Source organism: Bradyrhizobium sp. CCBAU 11386, assembly GCF_028128955.1.
Lineage (GTDB): Bacteria > Pseudomonadota > Alphaproteobacteria > Rhizobiales > Xanthobacteraceae > Bradyrhizobium.
In genome coordinates this window covers 169,605-192,257 of sequence record NZ_LBKA01000014.1, presented here as the reverse complement: position 1 = coordinate 192,257, position 22,653 = coordinate 169,605, and the positions used below count along the sequence as shown (strand labels likewise).

Here is a 22,653-nt window from a genome sequence, read left to right as displayed (position 1 = left end):
CATTACAGTGGCCTTTTTGATTTTGAAGTGAGCACGTTGAGCGGCAGCTTGGTGAGCCCCACGCCAGAATGACCATGCGATGATGTGCGCGGGTTGAATACGCTTTCGACCGAGTCTGATGGCAATGCGGCGGATTTCCTGGATTGACCAACGGATCAGCGGCGGCCTGGTGGTGTTTTGGCTTTTGCCGGGGGCGATGTTTTGTTTTTTGGGCGATGGCGGGTTGGCTGTGGAATCTCAGGAGGTCGTCCATCGGTAGGCCGAGGCGGCTGATGGGTGGTTTGGCTTGCAGATTACCGTGCGGGCGATGCCAGTTGTAGTGATGAAGCCAGATTGGCAGGTTTTGGGCGCGCTGATCCGAGGTGTCGTAGGCACGAGCGTAGCCCACTCGCGCAGCACTGTCTGAATGAAGCGTTCGGCCTTGCCGTTTGTTTGCGGTCGTCGGGCCTGGTGAAGATGTGCTTGAGGCCGAGCTTGCTGCATTTGCGGACCCCGGAGCTTCGACTATGCCAACGTATAGCTTTCGAAGGAACTTCTCCTCTGCCATCCTGAGGCGCCGACGCGATGATTGGGATAGGCGAGGCGCCGTTACGGCAGGCCCAACTTGGTCACGCTGGAACCTGCCAAATGCGTTTCGCCGTCCTGTTCGGGACTGTGCTTCGCATTCCCGAACAGGAACGCGGAGATCGCAGTCAAAGCATGGCAAGGCGCTCAGCACGGTATAGTTTGCCCATTTCTCCAGCGCCGCATGAAATCGAAGCTAAGAGGTTGGATTAAAGTTGACTCTCGCCTTTCCTCGCTGGACGAAACAAGAAGACGAACTGCTGCGCGAGCTTGTTGATGCAGGCACGCCTGTGAAATCCATTTGCGAAACGCTCAATAGGTCAGAGCCAGAGCTTCGCAGGCGCAGCTACTACATTGGCCTACCAAAAAAATGGTTTAAGCGAACAGTCGCCATCTCAGGCTGAGGCGGCGCTCGGCAATAGTTCCTTTGGCGTCTCAGTATTGTTGGCGGCAGGAAGACAAAGGCGCCTCCAACAAGACGTTTCGTGCCAACGTGCTCACTTCGATAATCAAGACTTCCGACAGCAATCTCCATGAATTTGCCCACACGCTGGAGGGGTGACGAAATCGCTTGGTTTCCTGATAAAAAAGAGGACGCACCGCTACGGACCCGGCCTCAAGCCATTACGGCACGGCCATTTTTGGCCGCACGGCCGCGGAGCCCAAAAGACAAGGCCAAGGTCGACGTCGCGGTGCAAATCGCACAGCGCTGGATTCGGGCCCGGCTGCGCAATCAGCGCTTCTTTTCTCGGGCCGGCTCAACGCCGCCATCAAGACATTCGTCGACGAACTCAATGCTCGTCAAATGCGTGGCTTCGGCTCAAGCCGCGCCTGACTGTTTGCCGAACTCGATAAACCCAAGCTAACCTCGCTGCTAGATCAGCCTTATGCCTTCGCACGCTGGAAGCGCTGCCGCGTCGCTCCCGATTATCATGTCGAGGTCGAGGGCCACTGGTATTCCGCGCCGTATCGTCTGATCCGTGAACTGGTCGATGTCCGCATCGAGGACAGAACCGTCAAGATCTTCCACAAGGCAAGCGGATCGCCAGCCATGCCCGCGCCCGCAACCGACGCGGACACACCACCGGCGCCGACCACATGCCGAGCGCCCATCGCCGCTACGGCAAATGGACCCCCGCCGCGGTGATTGCCGCCGGTCTTAGCGGCCATGATCATCAGGACGCGACATCGCGCTTAATCCGGGAGCGGTGCAGCGCGAAAGCGACTCTGCGGCTGGGGATTGTTGGCGGGATTGGTATCGTATTTGGATATTCGCGTGATGAGCCCGCTCGTGGCGAGCGGTTGCAAGTCCGCCTCCAGCGCGTCAGCAATCTCCTTGGGCTCGCCGCATCACCTCGACAAAGGGTACCGCGGTCACAACCACCCGCACCGGCTCGGGGTCTGGATCTCGGGGCAGGTCCGTCGCGTCACGGCTTCCATCCGGCGGGAGATGAAGCGTCGTGCGGCTGTCGAGCCCGTCATTGGCCACGTCAAGACCGAGCATCGCATGGATCGCAATCATCTCAAGGGGCGCCTCGGCGACAGGATCTACGCTGTCCTCGCCGCTGTCGGTTATAACTTCGGCCTGCTCCTGCAATGGCTCGCGGAGTTTTTGCGTGTCATCATCCGAGCCTTCCGAAACTGTCCCGGCTCACAAGATCGGTTAAATCAGCTCTCGTCCGCGTTCTTCACGGAGGACTCATTCATCTGGTCGAGGGCAACGGCGACTCGCCGTAGGCAGAAGGATCTGCCATAGCGATCGCCGTGCCCGGTCGCCTATTTCGGCCGAACGGTTGGCCGAAAAAGTCAGATGATCGAGAAATAATGTTCAGGGTGATGCTGAACGTCGGCAGCATTCACATTGGAGAGCGTGATCGAATTACCCTCTCCTAGGTCAATGACCGCGGAATTCGAGCCATCCGCTTCGACGCGATTGGCAAGATCGGCAGGCGTATGAATACCAGTGTGATTAATCCCTGCCTCGATGTGCAGTTTATCCCCCACCGTGAAGTCCATCACGGCATCCTTGCCATTCCCGCTCGTGAACATGAAGTTGTCGTTGCCGTCATCGCCGAACAGAACATCGCTGCCCTGATCGCCGAACAGATAATCGTCGCCCGCACCACCAGAGAGCGTGTCGTCGCCCTGATTACCTTCCAGACTATCGGCACCCGCTCCACCAGCGATCCAATCGTTCCCGCCCAGGCCCTGGATAAAGTCCCTGTCGGGCGTGCCAACCAAGTGATCGTCGGAGTCTGTGCCGCGGATTACAGCCATGTCGTTCTCCTGTGTTCGGTCTGCTAGGCGAGCGGTCACGCAAGTGATCGCGCTCTGGCTACGAAATATAAACGTCGAAGCTGACGAAAACCTGATTGCACACTCAGCCGAAACGGATGCGATGGGTTGTCTAATTGCCGAGCGTTGTGCAAGTGGTTTTTCAGTAACCCTCCGGCTCGACACTGAGTCGGTGTTCACGTTGATGCGCCGTCGGGTGGGTGGATGCGAGACCTCACAGCGGTTTTTCAAGTCATAACAACGGCCTTGAGGTTTGACTCAGATTGGGGAATTCCAAATCGGTGAATTTCTGAAACGGCGGCGCGGCGAATGTTGGCGCTTGCGCTGGTTCTGGAAGCGAGGGGCGCAGCAGGTAGGCGGTGAAAACCTGCGGAATGGATCGCCAGACCCAGCGAGACTGGGGGCTGAAGTGGACCCCGGATTTTGGACCGGCGGCTTAGGTGGTGCGGATGCCGTTCCATTTTGATAAACGGAGCGGACCATGAAGAAGACGAGAGGGAAAATCGATGCAGCGCTGAAGGCAAAGATCGCCTTGGAGGCGCTGCGAGAACAGTCAACGGTGACGGATCTGGCGCAGCGCTACCAGGTGCATGTGAACCAGATTTATCCGTGGAAGAAGTAGCTCAGGATCAAGCGGTTCGGGCGTTCGACGCGGGCGCTGGTCGGGATGGCGAGGCGGCCCACGAACTGGAGGTCGAGAAGCTCCACGCCAAGATCGGACAATTGACGGTCGAGCGTATATCGGCCGCCGCGGCCGGCCAATGACAATGACCTTGAGCTGATGCGACGGATCGACCAGCTGTTCACGGCCTGGCCGTTCCTGGGCTCGCGGCGGATGACGGCGATGCTCAATGGCGAAGGCCGTCGCATCAATCGCAAGCGCGTGCAGCGGTTGATGCGCAAGCTTGCCGCATCAACTGCAGGCTGCTTAAACTCTAACCCCTAATGAGTCTGCATATTTCACTGATGGTGAGCCGCGATTTCGCGCGATCATGAGCGCTGAATTCAGACGATCGTGAGCAGCCCGCGCCGGCCGATGCGGTGATAGAGTCAGCGTTCCGGCTACTCGTCAAGGGTGATGGTTTTGGCGTTGGTTTTCGCATGCTTTCGCCCAAACGTCTCGATCAAATATACGGAGGGCGTGGCTGAAGCAGGCGTGGAGCCCTCCGTTGGCAGGCGTCGGAGATTCCTATGACAATGCTCTCGCCGAAACCATCAAAGACAAGGGTACCTGTTCAGTGATGTCCGATGCAAAGCGGACCAATTCGAGCCGATATCGTTCGACTCCCCGTTGTGCATGGTGTCACGCGGGAGCAGGGGGCGAATCTCACTATTTCGGTATACGCGGGTCGGCTATTCCTTGACGTTTGCCAGTGGTGGCATCGGCCGACTTGAAACCCTTTGGAAGAGGTGGACCGAACCAGAGGTTGAGGGGCAACGGTTGCCTCCCTGAAGGCGAGCCACCTATCCTGGTAGGCGCCCACGAGCGCTCTTGGCGATACATTCCCACCCCGTGTAGCTTGACGACACTCTCGGGAAGGCGAGGTGGTTAGCGGTGTTAGAGCAAGGTAGGCTGGCCACCGAAGTTAGTGGCGCGTGTTAGGGACAGCGCTTTCGGGACGACGAAGCGCCGAGTCACGTGGCTGCTAACTTCCGGGCAGCGCGGGCGCGGCAGGGACAGCGTTAATTCTCTTGAGTGAAGGCTCCGGGTCGCGCTCGCGTTGCCACGGACATCAAAGGGGATAGCTCCGGTAGCTGGCTATGAAGTGGAGTTACGAAACATGCTATGGGCTAGCGGAGATCATTGTTGTGCCGGGAGGATGCGCTCTCCTGTTTGATGGCCAGCTTTTAGGCCAATACACCTCGCCAGTCATAGCAGCAGAAGAATTAGCGAACGGGAGATGCCGTTGGCCTTGGGCTGGAGATCCAGCGAAGATGGAGATCCCGAGAAACTTGTCCCAGTGGCAAAGCGTCCCCTTGGCGCGTCGGCTATGAGCACCGTAGTGAACCGCCATGAAGCCTTTCACTCAGATTAACTCGCCACGCGGTCCCACGCGATGCGTTCGGATGAAGGAGCGATATGCCGTGTCCAAAGCTAACATCCTCAAGCTGATTGGAAGCGTCGCCGATCAACTCATAGAAGTGTTGCGTAGCGGGGCACGTGCTCGTCTCGCCCAGGCGGTCGAGGCCGAGGCTGAGGACTTTCTCGGCAAGCATGCTGATTTGAAGACCGCGGACGGTTATCAGCGCGTCGTCCGCCACGGTCTCCTGCCGAAACGCGAGGTGATGACCGGTATCGGTCCGGTCGCTGTCCGTCGCCACGTGTGCCCGATCGCGGCGCGGACGCCACGGATCGCGACTGCCTCCGGTTCTCTCCGTAGAGCCTGCCACCCTACATGCGCCGTTCGAAGTCGATCGAGACGCTGCTGCCGAACCTTTAGGGTATCTCGACTGGCGCCTTCTCGGAGGCGCTAGCTGCGCTGCCCGGCAAGGATGTTGCCGGGCGGCATCCGCCATCGGCCGGCTGAAGGATGGCTGGCTCGACGAGCACACCGTGTGGCAGAAGCGCGATCTGTCATCGAAGCTAATGTCGACGCGGCACTCGTTTCTGTCCGTCCCGGACGATTGAGACGTTATTGATTGGTTGCTCGCGGACGCGGAATTTTGCCATTGGCCCCGACCCGGACGGTCGTATTCCAGAGCGAGGTGCGTTTGCGTGTGCAGTGATACGTGATCAGCTCTCAATTGCTCGCTCGAGCCCATACAAGCGGCTGAAGGCGAGGATAGCGGAACGATAGGCACTCCGCTTTTAGTATTGCTGCCCGCCCCGCTTCGCGGCGAAGCGCTGAGCACCGCCGGATGAAGCACTAGCTCTGCACTTGACGTAACCCTTCGGCCCACTTGCCCCCGCTTGGCGTCGGGAAAGTTCTGGGCCCATGCGCCATCCAACCTAGAGCGAAATGTCGGGGAGGCGGCCTTCGTTTTCCAGATAGCTACCGCCGACATCGGAGTGGTTTCCGGCGAACCACACCTGCTGCAGCCAATCCGGATGCTTCAAATATCGCGCATGGGCTGCCCCGCACATTCTGCGCGAGAGTAGGCCTTTGTCGGGCACCTGCTGCGCCGGATGTCGGCATTGAGACTTAATGCCAGAAACCTAACACTACGCGCCGCTACGAAGTGCCTGCTGAGCCTGCGAATCCACTTCGGCACACGATTTGCTCTGTTCACCGCATCATCACCAATCGCAGTGCGATGCTTTTCGGGACGGGCACTATATTAGCGGACACTTCAGTGGCGGGTACGGTCGAACCTCTTTCACCCATCCCTGCGGTCAGTCGATCTATGGCGATGCCGACAGGTTCGATGTCACCCGGCGGCATAACCCGCACCTGTCGTTCGGCCAGGGACCGCATGTCTGCCTGGGCGGATCACCGGCGCGCCTGGATTGCGATGCGCCTTCCCCGCGCTGTTCGTGCGGCTGGAGATCTGGCGCTGACCATCGCCGCGGAGGACGTCGTCTACATGAGTCTTACGTCATTCGCTGCCCGCAGCGGCTGCCGATCACCTTTTGCCCTTCCATCGCCTAGAGAGTGAAGTGTCACCATGTCCGAACAACCCTTGCCGACGCTGCCGAAGTGGCGCGTCGATCACATCGAGCCCTCGCCCGAGATGTTGGCGCTACGCGCCAACGGTCCGATCCACCGCGTGCGTTTCCCGTCCGGGCACGACGGCTGGTGGGTGACGGGCTACGACGAGGCCAAGGCGGTGCTGTCCGACGCGGCGTTCCGGCCCGCGGGAATGCCGCCGGCGGCCTTCACCCCGGATTCGGTGATTCTGGGTTCGCCGGGTTGGCTGGTCTCGCACGAGGGGGGCGAGCATGCTCGGTTACGCGCGATCGTGGCGCCGGCCTTCAGCGATCACAGGGTGAGGCTGCTCGCGCAGCAGGTCGAGGCGATCGCCGCGCACTTGTTCGAGGCGCTGGCGGCCCAGCCCCAGCCTGCCGACCTGCGGCGCCATCTCTCTTTTCCACTTCCGGCCATGGTCATCAGCGCGCTGATGGGCGTGCACTACGAGGATCACGCCTTTTTCGCAGGGCTGTCCGACGAGGTGATGACGCACCAGCATGAAAGCGGCCCGCGTCGCGCGTCGCGCCTGGCCTGGCAAGAACTGCGTGTCTACATTCGCGGCAAGATGCGGGACAAGCGCCAGGATCCGGGCGACAACGTGCTGACGGATCTGCTTGCGGCGGTCGACCAGGGCAAGGCGAGCGAGGAAGAGGCGATCGGCCTGGCGGCGGGCATGCTGGTGGCTGGGCACGAGAGCACCGTCGCGCAGATCGAATTCGGCCTGCTGGCCATGTTCCGCCATCCGCAACAGCGCGAACGCCTGGTCGGCGATCCATCCCTGGTGGACAAGGCGGTGGAGGAAATCCTGCGCATGTACCCGCCAGGTGCGGGCTGGGACGGCATCATGCGCTATCCGAGGACCGACGTGACCATCGCGGGCGTGCATATTCCCGCGGAGAGCAAGGTGCTGGTCGGCCTGCCGGCGACGTCGTTCGATCCGCGCCATTTCGACGACCCGGAAATCTTCGACATCGGACGTGACGGTAAGCCGCACCTGGCGTTCTCCTACGGGCCGCACCACTGCATCGGCGTGGCGCTCGCCAGGCTGGAACTCAAGGTGGTGTTCGGTTCGATCTTCCAGCGCTTTCCCGCGCTGCGCCTGGCCGTGGCGCCGGAAGAACTGAAGTTGCGCAAGGAGATCATCACTGGCGGGTTCGAGGAGTTCCCGGTGCTCTGGTGATGCGCGTACGCCGCCGGGGATCGCGATCTTCTCCGCAATTTGCCGGCGCGCCTGGCGCGCGCCGGGCAGATCAGTCAGCCAACAGGTAACCTAGATGGACGTGCAAGAAACCACGGCAGCATGCCGGGACGCCTTCGCCGAACTGGCGTCGCCAGCGTGCCTCCACGACCCGTATCCGTTCATGCGGTGGTTGCGCGAGCACGATCCGGTGCATCGCGCGGCATCGGGCCTCTTTCTGTTGAGCCGCCACGCCGACATCTACTGGGCGCTCAAGGCCACGGGCGATGCGCTTCAGGCACCGGCGCCGGGCGAACTGGCGCGCTATTTCCCGCGTGCGGCGACCAGCCTGTCGCTCAATCTGCTGGCGTCCACGCTAGCGATGAAGGATCCACCGACGCATACGCGTCTGCGCCGGCTGATCTCGCGCGATTTCACCATAGGCCAGATCGACAACCTGCGGCCGAGCATCGCGCGCATCGTCGCAGCGCGCCTGGACGGCATGGCGCCCGCGCTGGAGCGCGGGGAGGCGGTGGACCTGCATCGGGAATTCGCGCTGGCCTTGCCCATGTTGGTCTCCGCCGAATTGTTCGGCATGCCCCCGGACGACATGTTCGGGCTCGCCGCCGGCATCGGCGCCATTCTGGAAGGCCTGCGCCCGCACGCCAGCGATCCCCAGCTCGCCGCGGCGGACGCGGCCAGCGCCAGGGTGCTAGCCTACTTCGGCGACCTCATACCGCGCAAGCGCTCCGATCCCCGCCACGACATCGTGTCGATGCTGGTCGGCGCGCATGACGACGATGCCGACAGGCTGTCGGATGCGGAGTTGATCGGCATGCTGTGGGGCATGCTGCTGGGCGGCTTCACCACCACTGCTGCGGCCATCGACCATGCGGTCCTGGCGATGCTGGCGTATCCCGAACAGCGGCACTGGCTGCAGGGAGACGGCGTGGGGGTAAAGGCATTCGTAGAAGAAGTCCTGCGCTGCGACGCGCCCGTTATGTTCAGCTCCATTCCACGTATCGCCCAGCGCGACATCGAACTGGGCGGCGCGGTGATCCCGAAGAACGCGGACGTGCGCGTGCTGGTCGCGGCCGGCAATCGCGACCCGGACGCCTTCGCCGATCCCGACCGCTTCGATCCCGCGCGGTTCTGCGGCACCAGTCCTGGCATGTCGACCGACGGGAAGATCATGCTGAGCTTCGGTCACGGCATTCACTTCTGCCTCGGTGCGCAACTGGCCCGGGTGCAGTTGGCCGAGAGCCTGCCGCGGATCCAGGCTCGCTTCCCCACGCTGGCGTTGGCCGAGCAGCCGACCCGGGAGCCGTCCGCGTTCCTTAGGACGTTCCGCGCGCTATCGGTGCGGCTGCATGCGCAGGGGGGCTGAGATGCGCGCCGTGGTCGACCAGGATCTGTGCGGAACCACCGGGCAATGCGTGCTGACGCTGCCGGGCACCTTTCGGCAGCGCGAACCGGACAGCGTGGCCGAAGTGTGCGTCGCGAAGGTCCCGCAGGCGCTTCACGCGGCCGTGCGGCTCGCGGCCAGCCAGTGCCCGGTCGCCGCCATTCGGGTCATCGAAAGCGACGCTGGCGATGACGAGCGCGCCAGCGCCGACCCTGCGCCTTCTCCGGCGGAGGCCGAGCGGCATGCCGCGAAAGACCAACGCAATCCAGGAGGACACGATGGGACGGTTTGAAGGCAAGGTGGCCGTGGTGACCGGCGCCGGCGCCGGCATCGGCAAGGCATGCGCCCGCGCCATTGCGCGCGAGGGCGGCAGAGTGGTGGTGGCCGACATTGATGGCTCGGCGGCCAGGGCCTGCGCCGCGCAGATCGCGGCCGAAGCGGGCGACGCGCTGGCCCTGCCCATCGACATCGCCAATGCGCAGGCGGTGGCAGCGCTGTTCGAGACGGCGGAGCGGCAATTCGGTGGGGTCGACCTGCTGGTGAACAACGCGAGCGCCATGCATCTGACCCCGCGCGACCGCGCGATCCTCGACCTGGACCTGACGGTCTGGGATCAGACCATGGCGACCAATCTGCGTGGCACGCTGCTCTGCTGCCGGCAGGCCATCTCAAGGATGATCGCCCGCGGCGGTGGCGCGATCGTCAACATGTCGTCGTGCCAGGGGCTTAGCGGTGACACCGCGCACACGTCCTACGCCGCGTCGAAGGCGGCGATGAATATGCTGTCGGTCTCGCTCGCCACCCAGTACGGTCATGCGCAGATCCGCTGCAACGCGGTTGCGCCGGGTCTCATCATGACCGAGCGTCTCGTCGCCAAGCTGGACGAGTGCATGCAACGGCATCTGCGCCGGCACCAGCTCCTGCCGCGCGTCGGCCGCCCCGAGGACGTGGCCGCGCTGGTGGCGTTCCTGCTCTCCGACGATGCTGCGTTCATCACCGGCCAGGTCGTGTGCATCGACGGCGGCATGCTGGCGCATGTGCCGACGTACGCCGACGGTGGCAACAGCCGCGCCGCGCGGCCTGCCGGCGACACCGCCGAAGCGGCCGCGGCGCCGCGCGGCTGATGGACATGCTGCTCAACCCACTGGACCGCCGGCACCGGCTTCGGTGCGATATCCCGGTCGTGCCCGGCGCTTTCCCCCTTGTCGGGCATCTTCCCGCCATCGTCTGCGACCTGCCGCGCCTGCTGCGGCGCGCGGAACGGACGCTGGGCAGCTACTTCTGGCTGGATTTCGGCCCTGTCGGACACCAGATGACGTGCATGGATCCGGATGCGTTCGCATTGCTCCGGCACAAGGACGTGTCCTCGGCGCTGATCGAAGAGATCGCGCCCGAGTTGCTTGGTGGAACGTTGGTCGCCCAGGACGGCCGCGCGCACCGGCAGGCGCGCGATGCGATCAAGGCGGCGTTCCTCCCCAAGGGGCTGACCGAGGCCGGCATCGGCGATCTGTTCGCGCCTGTCATCCGGGCCCGGGTGCAGGCGTGGCGCGACCGCGGCGACGTAACCATCCTGCGCGAAACCGGCGACCTGACGCTCAAGCTCATCTTCAGCCTCATGGGAATCCCCGCGCAAGACCTGCCGGGATGGCATCGCAAGTACCGGCAACTGCTGCAGTTGATCGTCGCGCCCCGGATCGACCTGCCCGGACTGCCCTTGCGGCGCGGCCGCGCCGCCCGCGACTGGATCGACGCGCAGTTGCGCCAATTCGTCCGCGAAGCGCGCGCGCAGGCCGCGCGCACCGGGTTGATCAACGACATGGTGAGCGCCTTCGATCGCAGCGACGATACGCTCTCCGATAACGTCCTAGTCGCCAATATCCGCTTGCTGCTGCTTGGCGGTCACGAAACCACCGCCTCGACGATGGCCTGGATGGTGATCGAGCTTGCGCGGCAGCCTGGGCTATGGGACGCCCTGGTCGAGGAGGCGCAACGCGTGGGCACGGTGCCGGCACGCCCCGCGGACCTGGCGCAGTGTCCGGTCGCCGAGGCGCTGTTCCGCGAGACGCTGCGCGTGCACCCGCCGACCACGCTCCTGCTGCGGCGCGCGCTGCACGAATTGCAACTCGGAAAACGGCGCATTCCCGCGGGCACCCATCTGTGCATCCCGCTGCTGCATTTCTCGACCTCGGCGCTGCTGCACGAGGCGCCTGATCAGTTCCGCCTGGCGCGGTGGCTGCAACGCGCGGAGCCGATCCGGCCGGTGGACATGCTGCAGTTCGGTACCGGCCCACACGTCTGTATCGGCTACCACCTGGCATGGCTGGAACTGGTGCAGTTCGGGATCGCCTTGGCGCTGACCATGCACAAGGCCGGGGTGCGGCCGCGGTTGCTGAGCAGCGTCGAAAAAGGCCGGCGCTATTACCCGACCGCACATCCGTCCATGACAACCCGCATCAGATTCTCATGAGCTGGCATCGCATGCTCCGTGTGGCGAGGCAGCCGCGTCGGCGACGCGCGGCGTTTCTGCACTCGGCGCGCGCGCTCGGTGCGACGCCGGCAACACCGCGGCGGCTCGCCGCTCGCCGTGGCCGTCTCCTGTCAGATACAAGGACATGAACAACATGCAGCCCGGTTCCACGCTACACGACCGAACTGGCGTTTCCGCGCTCGGCGTTTTGGGCGCGCAGGCGCCCGGCGCATCCGGCCCGCTGCTGCCGGAGATCTGGATGCAGGACGGCGCAAAGCGGGTCGAACAGGCGCTGGCGCGCCTTCTCTGCGCCGAGGACGACGGTGAGACCGAGCTGATGGCGGCGATGCGCTACGCCACCTTGCATGGCGGGAAGCGTACCCGCGCCTTGCTCTGTCTGGCTGCCGGCGCATTGGCCGACACGCCGGCGCACATGCTCGATGACGTCGGCGCCGCCATCGAGATGATGCACGCCTGTACCCTGGTCCACGACGACCTGCCCGCGATGGACGACGACGTGCTTCGCCGCGGCCTTCCGACCGTGCACGTCAAGTTCGGCGAAGCCACAGCGATCCTGGTCGGCGATGCGCTGCAGGCGCACGCCTTCCTGACCCTGGCGAGCCTGGATGCGCCGGGCGATACCCGTATCGCGCTCGTGCGCGAACTGGCGCAGGCGGTGTCCGCCGAGGGTGGTGCCGCAAGCGGGCAGGCCATGGATTTGTCGCTGGTTGGAAAGCACGTCGAGCTGGACAGGATCGTAGCGATGCACCGGATGAAGAGCGGAGCGCTAGTGCGCGCATCCGTTCGCATGGGCGCGCTATGCGCCATCGCGGAGGATGCCGCGCACGCTGCGCTGTACTCTGCGCTCGATCGCTACAGCGCCTGTTTCGGCCTGGCGTTGCAGGTGGTCGACGACATTCTCGACGCGACGGCGGATACCGCGACCCTGGGCAAGACCCCCGGCAAGGACGCGGCGGCGCAGAAGCCGACCTGCGTGTCGATCATGGGGCTGCAGGCAGCGCACCAGTTCGTGTTGGATCTGTTGCGCGACGCCGGGGAGGCCATCGCCCCGCTGGGGTCGCGTGCGGAACGGTTGGCGCAGATCCTGCAGCGGGCCAACGCATATCTGTTCAAGCACGCGCCATGCGCATGAGTGCGCCCATCCGCATGCGGCTCGCCCCTGTGCCGCTGCGATCGGCCGGCGGCAGCGGTGCATGATGCATTGTGTCCGAGTCCGCGGCACCGATCGCAGCGGTTGCCCAGCACGGCCGCGGCGCACGCGGCGCGCTGCGCGCAAGCCTATGCGGCGGACCGGCGCTAGCATCGGGGCGCGTCGCCGCGCCGGAGCAGGGCGGCCGTCCGGCCTTTCCCATGCGCCGGGCCGCGACGGGGCCTGCGGCGACGTGCGCGGCGTCTGCCCGATCCTGGTTCGCGTCAACCGTCTGCAGAAGGAACATCCCGCGTGAACGCGCTGTCCGAACAGATCCTTTCCGAATTGCGCCACCTGCTGAGCCAGATGAGCGATGGCGGCAGCGTCGGTCCGTCCGTCTACGACACGGCGCGGGCTCTTCAATTCCACGGCAACGTCACCGGTCGACAGGACGCATACGCGTGGCTCATCGCGCAGCAACAGGCCGATGGCGGATGGGGAAGCGCGGACTTCCCGCTGTTCCGCCATGCGCCCACGTGGGCGGCGTTGCTGGCATTGCAGCGTGCCGATCCTCTTCCCGGCGCTGCCGACGCAGTCCAGGCTGCAACCCGATTCCTCCAGCGCCAGTCCGATCCCTACGCGCATGCGGTGCCGGAAGACGCGCCGATCGGCGCGGAGCTGATCCTGCCGAAGTTTTGCGGCGAGGCCGCATCCTTGGTGGGCGGCGTGGCGTTTCCGCGCCACCCGGCGCTGTTGCCGTTGTGGCAAGCGTGCCTGGTCAAGCTGGGGGCGGTGCCGACGTTGCCGAGCGGCCATCCGTTGCTGCACTCCTGGGAAGCCTGGGGGACGTCCCCGACCACCGCATGCCCGGATAACCACGGCAGCATCGGCATCAGTCCGGCGGCCACCGCCGCGTGGCGTGCGCACGCCGTGACACAGGGGAGCACGCCGCAGGTCGCGCGCGCCGATGCGTATCTGCAGGCGGCATCGCGGGCGACGCGCAGCGGCATCGAAGGTGTCGTTCCCAACGTCTGGCCGATCAATGTGTTCGAGCCATGTTGGTCGCTGTACACGTTGCATCTGGCCGGGCTGTTCGCGCATCCCGCGCTCGCCGAGGCGGTGCGCGTGATCGTCGCGCAGCTCGACGCCCGCCTGGGAGCGCGCGGTCTGGGCCCGGCCTTGCACTTTGCGGCCGATGCGGACGACACCGCCGTTGCGTTGTGCGTCCTGCACCTTGCAGGCCGCGACCCGGCGGTCGATGCGTTGCGCCATTTCGAAATCGGCGAGCTGTTCGTCACCTTCCCCGGCGAGCGCAATGCCTCGGTGTCGACCAACATCCATGCCCTGCATGCATTGCGACTGTTGGGAAAGCCCGCCGCCGGCACCAGCGCCTACGTCGAGGGCAATCGCAACCCGCACGGTCTATGGGACAACGAAAAATGGCACGTTTCGTGGCTGTATCCCACCGCGCATGCGGTCGCTGCGCTGGCGCAAGGCAAGCCCCAGTGGCGCGACGAGCGTGCGCTGGCGGCGCTGCTGCAGTCGCAGCGCGACGACGGCGGCTGGGGCGCCGGTCGCGCGTCCACATTCGAGGAAACCGCCTATGCGCTGTTCGCGTTGCACGTGATGGACGGGAGCGAAGAGCCGACAGGGCGCCGGCGCATCGCGCAGGCGGTGGCGCGTGCGCTGGAGTGGATGCTCGCCCGCCATGCGGCGCATGCATTGCCGCAGACGCCGCTGTGGATCGGCAAGGAACTGTATTGCCCCACCCGGGTCGTGCGCGTGGCCGAACTCGCCGGGTTGTGGCTGGCGCTTCGTTGGGGGCGGCGCGTCCTGGCCGAGGGAGCAGGAGCGGCGCCATGATCCAGACCGAACGCGCGCTGCAGCAGGTGCTGCAGTGGGGGCGTTCCCTGACCGGGTTTGCCGACGAGCATGCCGTGGAAGCGGTCAGGGGCGGCCAGTACATCCTGCAGCGCATCCACCCGAGCCTGCGCGACACCAGCGCCCGCACCGGCCGCGATCCGCAGGACGAAACGCTGATCGTGGCGTTCTATCGCGAACTGGCGCTGCTGTTCTGGCTCGACGATTGCAACGACCTTGGCCTGATCGCGCCGGAGCAGCTCGCCGCGGTGGAGCAGGCGCTGGGGCAGGGCGTGCCGTGCGCGCTCCCCGGATTCGAGGGCTGCGCTGTGCTGCGCGCTTCGCTGGCCGCGCTCGCCTACGATCGTCGCGACTATGCTCAGCTTCTCGACGATACCCGGTGCTACTGCGCGGCGCTGCGCGCCGGACACGCGCAGGCGGCAGGGGCGGAACGCTGGTCCTACGCCGAGTACCTGCACAACGGCATCGATTCGATCGCCTACACGAACGTGTTCTGTTGCCTGTCGTTGCTGTGGGGGCTGGACATGGCGACCTTGCGCGCGCGTCCGGCGTTTCGCCAGGTCCTGCGGCTCATCTCCGCGATAGGGCGCCTGCAGAACGATCTGCATGGACGCGACAAGGACAGGTCGGCCGGTGAGGCCGACAACGCGGCGATCCTGCTGCTGCAGCGCTATCCGGCTATGCCTGTGGTGGAGTTCCTCAACGACGAGCTGGCCGGCCATACGCGCATGCTGCACCGGGTGATGGCGGAAGAACGTTTTCCCGCGCCGTGGGGACCATTGATCGAGGCCATGGCGGCAATCCGCGCGCAGTACTACCAGACTTCGACCAGCCGCTACCGCAGCGACGCTGCGGGAGGAGGCCAGCGTGCGCCGGCCTGAACGCGCGGGAGGTGGCGGCGTGCGCGCGCTGCCGTCGGTCCGATCCGACGCAACGCCGTCGCCCGATGCGACGGATGGAGCGAGCATGAGCGACACCGCCCTGAGCCGACGCAAGGACGACCATCGGGACCTCGTGCTGGATCGGCGAACGGCGCCGGCCACGGTCGCCGCCGACTGGGAGTACATCCGGTTCGAACACTGCGCATTGCCCGAGTTGGACCTGACGCATATCGGCCTGCGCGCCTCGCTGCTGGGCAAAACCATGCGCGCCGCTGCCGATTATCTCCATGACCGGCGGCATGCCACCCGCCGAGGCCATCAACCGGCATCTGAGCGAGGCAGCGCAAGCCTTGGGGATCGCCATGTGCGTCGGTTCGCAGCGCGTGAGCCTGCAATCCCGTAACTCCCAGGGGCTGACGCGCGCGCTGCGCCGCCTGGCCCCAGACATTCCCTTGCTGGCCAATATCGGCGCCGCGCAACTGCGCGAGGCCGACGGCCTGGACCTGGCGCGCCGGGCGGTGGATGCGCTGGAGGCCGACGGACTCATCGTCCATCTCAATCCGCTGCAGGAAGTGGAGTGTTTGCGGGCGCAGCCAGCGTGGCTTAAGCTCAATACTTGGGAACCGGCTCGAACCCAAATAATCACGCGGTGTCAGGCTACACGCGGAGCAATGGACTTACGTGCAGCCCTATACGGTGGCTAATCCTAATGGCACCCAGCGAGACAACTACGGTACTAGCGGGAATTACAACCCCAACAACGGGCATTTCGGCACCGCACGCCGCGCCACTGAAGGGGCGACGCATGGCCAATCCACTCGCAATAGCGGCAAGTCTTGGACCCCAAAGGATGTCCAACAGCTGAGACAAATGGCGAAGGGCAACACGCCCACCCGAGTCATTGGATTCAAGCTCGGTCGTACGGATGCGTCCATCTATGGCAAAGCCTCGGCTGAGGGCATATCGCTCAGTCCGACGAATCACCGTACAACCGCCGCAAGTAAACTTTGATGCGCCGATAAGTCGAGCGAGAGAGGGGCGAGCGATGGGGACCTGCTCCGTCTGCGGCAAGCCTGCGGGCTCTTTGCGGCGATTCATCCGGAGTGTGAGTTTGCAGAAACGATCGTCGGAGCCGGGCCGCACGTAGCAAAGACTGCGTCGATCTACGGTAATATCAGGGAGAGAATGGGGCGCCCATACGAGCTAGAGTCGGCCCGCATAACAGAAGTGGTGGAAAGAGTTCAAGCGCTCAAACGGGAGGGGCGGCTTGCCGCGATTCCAGACGCTGATGCTGGAGGCGTCGGCCGGATTCCACTTCACGATCACACGCGCGCGCGCCTGACCGAAGGTGCGTGGATCCTGCGACCGCTTCGCTTCGAGGCGGACGAGATCGTTCAGGAGAGCCGAAGTAACGGTCTCGTCGTGCCAGCGCATGTTCTTGAACTTGATACCGTTGCCGGAAATGGTCGCCGTCTCGACGCGACCGAGGACGTGGTCGAGCGCGGCGACGTCCTTGATCCAGTTGCGGCGCTGGATCGCGAGGCCTTCCTTCCAGGCGCGTGCGGGGATGGCGTTGATGCCATCGTGCGGACGGTAGTGATAGACGTCGATGAACTCGTGGATCAGCTCGTTGAGGTCTTCTAGCGTGACAAGCGCGTCAGCGGTGCAATGACGCAAGGAGGTCGCATACCTAGCTTGGGATCGAGCCTGCTGCAACGGCTGTCGCGTTCGACCTCGGCGGTTTACGCGAGCCGCGCCTAGTTGTATGAGGTGTCCAAATATTGCAGGATTTCTTCAGTCAGGCGCCAGTTTTCGCGGATTTTGGATGTCGAAGGAGCCATACATTTTTTGGTGAGCGCCAGCTGGGCGGTGGCGGACACCACAAGCCACTCGGGGCCCTCGTTGGACGATAGTTGTCAATCGGCTCGTGGGCGTGGAAGTCTTATGGCTGCTGGTGTAGAGGTGGGCGGGAGCAGGGCGTCAGCTCGTAGCGACTGGAATCGTGTGGGCGCCGAGGCGCTTTATCGCTTGCCATTTGCCGACCTGACGTTTCAGGCGCAGAGCATTCATCGCGACAACTTCGATCCAAACCGCGTCGAAACCGCAAGCCTGCTCAGCATCAAAACCGGTTGGTGCCCGGAAGACTGCGGCTACTGCTCGCAAAGCGCGCATTACGACACTGGCCTCAAGGCCACTCGTCTGATGAATCAAGCCGATGTGGTCGCCACCGCACAGCGCGCCAAGTATGCCGGCGCGGCTCGCTTCTGCATGGCTGCCGCCTGGCGCAGCCCGAAAGACCGGGATCTTGATCAGATATGCAGCATGATCACGGCAGTTAAGGGGATTGGCATGGAGACGTGCGTCACGCTCGGCATGCTCACGCCGAAGCTGGCCGCGCAGCTCGCTGATGCCGGGCTCGATTTCTACAATCACAACATCGACTCCTCGCCCGAATTCTACGGAAAAATCATCACAACGCGGACCTTGCAGGATCGCATCGAGACGCTTGCGCATGTGCGCGAGGCCGGCATCAAGGTCTGTTGCGGTGGAATTGTTGGTATGGGCGAGCGCGTCGAGGATCGCCTCGGCATGCTCGTGCTTCTCGCCAATCTCCCCCGACATCCGGAAAGTGTGCCGATCAATCTCTGGAACGAGGTCCAAGGCGTGCCGGTCAATGAAACCGCCGAGCGCCCGGACCCGATCGCGCTGGTGCGCCTGGTCGCGACGGCCCGGATCATGATGCCGAAGAGCGTGGTGCGGTTGTCGGCCGGACGGCAGTATATGACGGACGGACTGCAAGCACTTTGCTTTCTGGTTGGCGCAAATTCGATCTTCATCGGCGATGTGCTGTTGACGACCAAAAAACCGGTGCGAGACCGCGACAAGAATTTGCTGGAGCGGCTCGGCATCACATCCGTGCTTGCCTGAGTGGAGCGGAGCTGCGAGCGCGCTCTCCGCAGAACCCGGCTTAGGTGGGGAATGCAAGTTACGGTGATGAACGGCAAAATTCATCGCGCGTCGGTGATGGAGACTGATTTGCTCGGTGAAGGCTCGATGTGGATTGGTCGTGCGCTGCTCGATGCGACAGGGTTTCTAATCAATGAGCGCGTCGAGATCTACGATATGAAAACTGGAGCGCGCTTCGCCACCTCTTTTGTTGAAGCCCCTCCTGGATCTGGCACAATAAACTTGAACGGTGCGGCCGCGCGGCTCGCAACGCCCGAAGACAAAAGCTTATGCTGCTTCGACCAGGTGGAAGCTAAACTCTCAAAACACGCGTTGTCCTGGTCGACCGGGAAAATCGCATCTTGCGAAGTTAACAGCCAAAAAGACCGTTGCTGAAGCCCCAGACCATCGCGCCGCAAGAACCTCTTGCGAGATGGATCGCTACTTGAGAATGACGAATGGATTCAAAGCACGCGACCAGATTTCGCAACTATGTCGCAGCCTTGCATGCACTGAAGGATGACCACCGGCTGCGCGGCCTCAAGCCGCGCGTGGGAATAGATTTCACTTCAAACGATTATCTGGCGCTCGCGAGCGCGCCGCGCATGAAGAAGGCTATCGTGGCCGCCCTGCATGACGGCACGCCGATCGGAGCTGGCGGTTCGAGGCTTCTGCGCGGCAATTGCGAGGAGCACGAACGTCTCGAGGCACAAGCGGCACAATTCTTCAGCGCCGATGCAGCGCTTTTTTTCAGCAGCGGTTACGTCGCAAATTTTGCCGTCCTGACAACGCTGCCACAGCGGGGCGACCTGCTTGTTCTCGATTCTCTCGTGCACGCAAGCATTCATGAAGGCGCGCGAGCCGGCCGGGCCGACGTTCGGATAAGCGAGCACAATGATCCCCAGTCGATCGAAAGCACGATCCGTGACTGGCGAACCAGCGGCGGAGTGGGCCGCGTCTGGATCGTGGTCGAAAGTGTCTACAGCATGGATGGCGATTTTGCTCCCCTCGGAGAGCTGGTCGCGCTTGCGGACAGATACGATGCGTTCCTGATGGTCGACGAGGCTCACGCAACAGGCGTCTACGGCGAGCAGGGACGCGGGCTCACCGCGGCCTATGAGCGACGCGGAAATCTGTTGGCCGTTCATACTTGCGGCAAGGCGCTTGGGGCCGTCGGCGCGATTGTTACGGCTGCCAGTGCGCTGCGCGATTTCATGGTCAATCGCTGTCGTCCGTTCATCTTCGCCACCGCACCGTCACCATTGATGGCTGTAGCTGTGCGGGAGGCGCTTTCAATCCTGCAGGAAGAGCCCGAGCGTCAGCAGCGTTTGGCTAGCCTGGTCGCGTTTACCCATCGGGAGATCGGTTTGCGCGGTCTTCGGAGTCCTTCGGACACCCAGATCGTGCCGTATATTGTTGGCGACAATGCGCGCGCGATGCAGCTCGCCTCGGCATTGCAGGCTCGCGGCTTCGATATCCGCGGGATTCGGCCGCCAACCGTACCGGTGGGCACGGCCCGTTTGCGAATTTCAGTGACACTCAACGTCGGGGAGGATGACGTGCGTGCAATGCTAGATGCGCTCGCTGAGGAGACGAAGGGCTGGCTTCGATGAGCCGGCGGATCGTAGTGACCGGTACCGATACCGGGATTGGAAAAACGGTCTTTTCCGCAGGCCTCGCTCATCTGCTCGGGGCAAACTACTGGAAACCGATCCAGGCTGGCCTCGAAGGTGAGACCGACACCCAGCTCGTCGTACGGCTGGGAGGTCTATCAAGCGATCGGGTGATCCCGGAGCTTTACCGTCTGCGAACGCCCTCTTCGCCACATCATTCCGCGGAACTCGACGAAAAGCGTATTGATGTGGATTCGCTTCATCTGCCGGACACCGGCGAGCGGCCGCTCGTGATCGAGGGGGCCGGCGGGCTGATGGTGCCCCTGACGCGAGGCGCACTTCTCATTGAGGTCTTCGAGCGATGGCAGCTTCCTGTGGTGCTATGCGCGAGGACGGCACTGGGTACCATTAATCATTCGCTGCTATCGGTAGAGGCCCTGCGGAAGCGCCACATCAGTATTCTTGGGGTTGCATTCATCGGTGAACGAAATCCTGAGACTGAAAGCGCAATCTGTGACATCGGGCGAGTGCGCTGGTTGGGGCGATTGCCCTGGCTCTCTCCTCTCACGCCAGAAACGCTCCACGCCGTCTTCAAAGATGCGTTTGTCCGCAATAATTTCCTGAACCTGTGATGCCAAAGAAGAGATCGGCGATCTGGCATCCGTTCACGCAACATGCGCTTCAAGACGAGATGATCGAGGTCGTACGTCGTAGTGGTGCTTATCTCTATACCTCGGACGGTCGCCGTATCCTGGATGCAATCTCGTCCTGGTGGGTCGTGACCCACGGGCATTGCCATCCCCGGATTGTCAGCGCGCTATCCAGGACAGGCAGGCAAGGTAAATCAGGTCATCTTCGCTGGCTACACCCACGATTCGGCCGAAAAGGTTGCGGGGCAGCTCCTGAAACTTGCGCCCCGTGGACTTGACCATGTCTTCTTCTCTGACAGGGGCTCGACCAGCGTGGAAGTCGCTCTGAAGATGGCGCTCGGCTACTGGCGCAATATCGGCGAGCAGCGAACGCGCATCGTCATGATGCAACATTCCTACCACGGTGATACGATAGGGGCGATGTCGGTTGGCGCCCGTGGCGTCTTCAACGCGGCGTATGGGCCGCTGCTGTTCGAAGTTATCTCAATCCCGTTTCCCGCGAGAGACCGTGAGCAGGCAACGCTCGATGAGCTCGAGCGTGCATGTCGAAACGAAAGGCCCGCCGCCTTCATTGTGGAGCCTCTGATATTGGGCGCGGGCGGGATGCTGATGTACCCGGCCTGGATGCTCAAGAAGATGAAGCAAATCTGCGAGGCCTCAGACGTCCTGTTCATTGCCGACGAGGTCATGACAGGCTGGGGCCGCACCGGAACACTGTTTGCCTGCGAGCAGGCCGAGGTCACGCCCGATATCGCCCGCTATTCGAAAGGCCTCACGGGAGGGGCGCTTCCGCTCGCGGTGACGCTCTGCCGTGCGGAGATTTTCGACGCATACTATTCGAAAGATCGTACGCGGACCTTCTTTCATTCGAGTTCATATACGGCCAATCCGGTGGCCTGCGCCGCGGCAAAGGCCAATCTCGATCTCTGGCAGGATCAGGAAACTTACCAGCGCCTGGCCTCGGTCGCCACCATGCAAGAACAGGCAATCCAGCCATTCCGCGCCGATCCGCGTTTTGCAAACGTCCGCCGGACCGGAACCATCACAGCGCTCGATCTCAAAACAAACGATTATCTCGCGGCCATCGGTCCGAAGCTTCAGGCATTTTTCAGGGACCGAAATCTGTTACTGCGCCCGCTCGGCAATACGATCTATGTGATGCCGCCCTAATGCGTTACGGCAGCCGATCTTGATGAAATCTATGCCGCGATTGGTGATGCGGCCGATGCGCTCGCTTGAGGAGGCGATTTGGGTGGCGCGCACCGGCAGCTCCCCGAAAGATCTGAGACAATACCTGACATACCGCGCAACCGCACGCGCCCTAATCGCGCTCCCATACCTGTTGGCCAGCACGACCTAAAGGTGCTCCCCTTACAAGGCCGGATCGGCTGAGACGTTCCTTCCTCGCGATTACGAGATCGCTGGACGTTTCCGCGCGTAGCGTGGTGACAATGCGGCTGCACGAGACCGGGCGGGGCCGCTAACGATCGCCGTCGCCTGGCCAGTTGAAGATCGTCAAAGATAGGCAAAAAGACGCAGGATTTAATCGTTTAGATGCTGCTGATTGCTTCAATCAAGATTAAATTCTCTCTTACAGTAAGAAATTCTCTGCGGGGGCGCGCTCGAATAGAGTGCGGCGCTTCGCGAAGAAGGCGTACATCAGAGTCACAGTCTGGCGCCTGGCAGTCCGTACATGCCGCGAGAATCGGAATTGGCGACGCCGCACTTTGACGTGTGCGAGCGCGGTGCTGCGGAATCGACAATGCATGAAGATATCCACATAACGCCGACAGGAGGCGACAATGCGCAACGACTATCATGCTTCCCAGCACGGTTCAGCTAGGTGCTGCGCTGTATGTGGCGGAAGGTTTGGGCTTATCCGCTACTACTGCTGGCAAACGGCGCTTTGCTCCAGGAAATGCGTCGACCGCTTCAAGGCGCGGCGGGAGACCGACCACAAGTGGCTTCGCTGGTTGCGAACAGCTTGATGCGTGG

Annotated in this window: 17 protein-coding genes and 7 pseudogenes; 19 read left to right on the top strand and 5 right to left on the bottom strand. The window is 63.2% G+C overall.

What is annotated here, in order from left to right; genetic code table 11:
- Both XI09_RS04560 and XI09_RS04555 read right to left on the bottom strand, forming a co-directional pair.
- Nucleotides 1-253, bottom strand: a 253-nt coding sequence (locus XI09_RS04560; RefSeq protein ID WP_271565809.1) for a hypothetical protein, incomplete at its 3' end; no start/stop codon positions are given.
- Nucleotides 230-482 (bottom strand): annotated as a pseudogene (locus tag XI09_RS04555) (integrase core domain-containing protein); the annotation flags it as partial. The pseudogene XI09_RS04555 and the gene XI09_RS04560, both read right to left, overlap by 24 nt.
- A gap of 698 nt (nucleotides 483-1,180) precedes the next feature.
- Between XI09_RS04555 and XI09_RS04550 the strand changes: the two are divergent.
- Nucleotides 1,181-1,722: pseudogene (locus XI09_RS04550) on the top strand (Mu transposase domain-containing protein); the annotation flags it as partial.
- Nucleotides 1,723-1,921: 199 nt separating this feature from the next.
- Nucleotides 1,922-2,182 (top strand): annotated as a pseudogene (locus tag XI09_RS04545) (IS5/IS1182 family transposase); the annotation flags it as partial.
- A 188-nt stretch (nucleotides 2,183-2,370) separates the two neighbouring features.
- Here the strand turns inward: XI09_RS04545 and XI09_RS04540 are convergent.
- The gene (locus tag XI09_RS04540; RefSeq protein WP_271565808.1) at nucleotides 2,371-2,841 is read right to left on the bottom strand and encodes a calcium-binding protein; all 471 of its coding nucleotides are present in this window, start codon (nucleotides 2,839-2,841) and stop codon (nucleotides 2,371-2,373) included.
- A 499-nt stretch (nucleotides 2,842-3,340) separates the two neighbouring features.
- Between XI09_RS04540 and XI09_RS04535 the strand changes: the two genes are divergently transcribed.
- From XI09_RS04535 to XI09_RS04525, 3 genes and pseudogenes are all read left to right on the top strand, one after another.
- Nucleotides 3,341-3,481 carry a transposase gene (locus XI09_RS04535; RefSeq protein ID WP_271565807.1) on the top strand — a complete coding sequence of 47 codons (141 nt, stop codon included), beginning with the start codon at nucleotides 3,341-3,343 and terminating at the stop codon, nucleotides 3,479-3,481.
- A gap of 156 nt (nucleotides 3,482-3,637) precedes the next feature.
- Nucleotides 3,638-3,805 (top strand): IS3 family transposase, encoded by a 168-nt coding sequence (locus tag XI09_RS04530; RefSeq protein WP_442869528.1) that lies wholly within the window; start codon nucleotides 3,638-3,640, stop codon nucleotides 3,803-3,805.
- A gap of 1,139 nt (nucleotides 3,806-4,944) precedes the next feature.
- Nucleotides 4,945-5,443, top strand: a pseudogene (locus XI09_RS04525) (transposase); the annotation flags it as partial.
- Nucleotides 5,444-5,809: 366 nt separating this feature from the next.
- Here the strand turns inward: XI09_RS04525 and XI09_RS04520 are convergent.
- Entirely contained in the window at nucleotides 5,810-5,944 is a 135-nt protein-coding gene (locus XI09_RS04520; protein WP_442869527.1) for a phospholipase effector Tle1 domain-containing protein, read from the bottom strand.
- Nucleotides 5,945-6,465: 521 nt separating this feature from the next.
- On the opposite strand from XI09_RS04520, the gene XI09_RS04515 reads away from it, so the two are divergent.
- The 9 genes and pseudogenes from XI09_RS04515 to XI09_RS04475 form a co-directional block, all read left to right on the top strand.
- The gene (locus XI09_RS04515; protein ID WP_161533312.1) at nucleotides 6,466-7,668 is read left to right on the top strand and encodes a cytochrome P450; all 1,203 of its coding nucleotides are present in this window, start codon (nucleotides 6,466-6,468) and stop codon (nucleotides 7,666-7,668) included.
- A 94-nt stretch (nucleotides 7,669-7,762) separates the two neighbouring features.
- Nucleotides 7,763-9,052: a cytochrome P450 gene (locus tag XI09_RS04510; protein ID WP_271565806.1), complete on the top strand. Its 1,290-nt coding sequence runs from the start codon at nucleotides 7,763-7,765 to the stop codon at nucleotides 9,050-9,052.
- A gap of 1 nt (nucleotide 9,053) precedes the next feature.
- Nucleotides 9,054-9,362: a ferredoxin gene (locus XI09_RS04505; protein WP_271565805.1), complete on the top strand. Its 309-nt coding sequence runs from the start codon at nucleotides 9,054-9,056 to the stop codon at nucleotides 9,360-9,362.
- Complete coding sequence (locus XI09_RS04500) at nucleotides 9,349-10,194, top strand: SDR family oxidoreductase (protein WP_097669442.1); 846 nt, start codon at nucleotides 9,349-9,351, stop codon at nucleotides 10,192-10,194. The genes XI09_RS04505 and XI09_RS04500 overlap by 14 nt, the downstream gene beginning before the upstream one ends.
- Complete coding sequence (locus XI09_RS04495) at nucleotides 10,194-11,537, top strand: cytochrome P450 (RefSeq protein ID WP_097669441.1); 1,344 nt, start codon at nucleotides 10,194-10,196, stop codon at nucleotides 11,535-11,537. The genes XI09_RS04500 and XI09_RS04495 overlap by 1 nt, the downstream gene beginning before the upstream one ends.
- A gap of 154 nt (nucleotides 11,538-11,691) precedes the next feature.
- Nucleotides 11,692-12,690 (top strand): polyprenyl synthetase family protein, encoded by a 999-nt coding sequence (locus tag XI09_RS04490; RefSeq protein ID WP_097669458.1) that lies wholly within the window; start codon nucleotides 11,692-11,694, stop codon nucleotides 12,688-12,690.
- 309 nt (nucleotides 12,691-12,999) lie between these two features.
- Nucleotides 13,000-14,550: a hypothetical protein gene (locus XI09_RS04485; protein ID WP_271565804.1), complete on the top strand. Its 1,551-nt coding sequence runs from the start codon at nucleotides 13,000-13,002 to the stop codon at nucleotides 14,548-14,550.
- Nucleotides 14,547-15,449 carry a terpene synthase family protein gene (locus tag XI09_RS04480; protein WP_271565803.1) on the top strand — a complete coding sequence of 301 codons (903 nt, stop codon included), beginning with the start codon at nucleotides 14,547-14,549 and terminating at the stop codon, nucleotides 15,447-15,449. The genes XI09_RS04485 and XI09_RS04480 overlap by 4 nt, the downstream gene beginning before the upstream one ends.
- 85 nt (nucleotides 15,450-15,534) lie before the next feature.
- Nucleotides 15,535-16,021, top strand: a pseudogene (locus tag XI09_RS04475) (type 2 isopentenyl-diphosphate Delta-isomerase); the annotation flags it as partial.
- 631 nt (nucleotides 16,022-16,652) lie between these two features.
- Here XI09_RS04475 and XI09_RS04470 read toward each other — a convergent pair.
- Entirely contained in the window at nucleotides 16,653-17,126 is a 474-nt protein-coding gene (locus tag XI09_RS04470; protein ID WP_097669437.1) for a Mu transposase C-terminal domain-containing protein, read from the bottom strand.
- Between the two features lie 267 nt (nucleotides 17,127-17,393).
- On the opposite strand from XI09_RS04470, the gene bioB reads away from it, so the two are divergent.
- The 5 genes and pseudogenes from bioB (at nucleotide 17,394) to XI09_RS04445 (ending at nucleotide 21,897) form a co-directional block, all read left to right on the top strand.
- On the top strand, nucleotides 17,394-18,377 hold the full coding sequence (gene bioB, locus XI09_RS04465) for a biotin synthase BioB (protein WP_271565802.1): 984 nt from the start codon (nucleotides 17,394-17,396) through the stop codon (nucleotides 18,375-18,377).
- 51 nt (nucleotides 18,378-18,428) lie between these two features.
- Nucleotides 18,429-18,769: pseudogene (locus XI09_RS04460) on the top strand (aspartate 1-decarboxylase).
- Nucleotides 18,770-18,853: 84 nt separating this feature from the next.
- Nucleotides 18,854-20,008 carry an 8-amino-7-oxononanoate synthase gene (locus XI09_RS04455; protein ID WP_271565801.1) on the top strand — a complete coding sequence of 385 codons (1,155 nt, stop codon included), beginning with the start codon at nucleotides 18,854-18,856 and terminating at the stop codon, nucleotides 20,006-20,008.
- Nucleotides 20,005-20,640: a dethiobiotin synthase gene (gene bioD, locus XI09_RS04450; protein ID WP_271565800.1), complete on the top strand. Its 636-nt coding sequence runs from the start codon at nucleotides 20,005-20,007 to the stop codon at nucleotides 20,638-20,640. Before XI09_RS04455 ends, bioD begins: the two co-directional genes overlap by 4 nt.
- A pseudogene (locus XI09_RS04445) lies at nucleotides 20,640-21,897 on the top strand (adenosylmethionine--8-amino-7-oxononanoate transaminase). The gene bioD and the pseudogene XI09_RS04445 overlap by 1 nt, the downstream one beginning before the upstream one ends.
- Nucleotides 21,898-22,653: the final 756 nt, after the last annotated feature.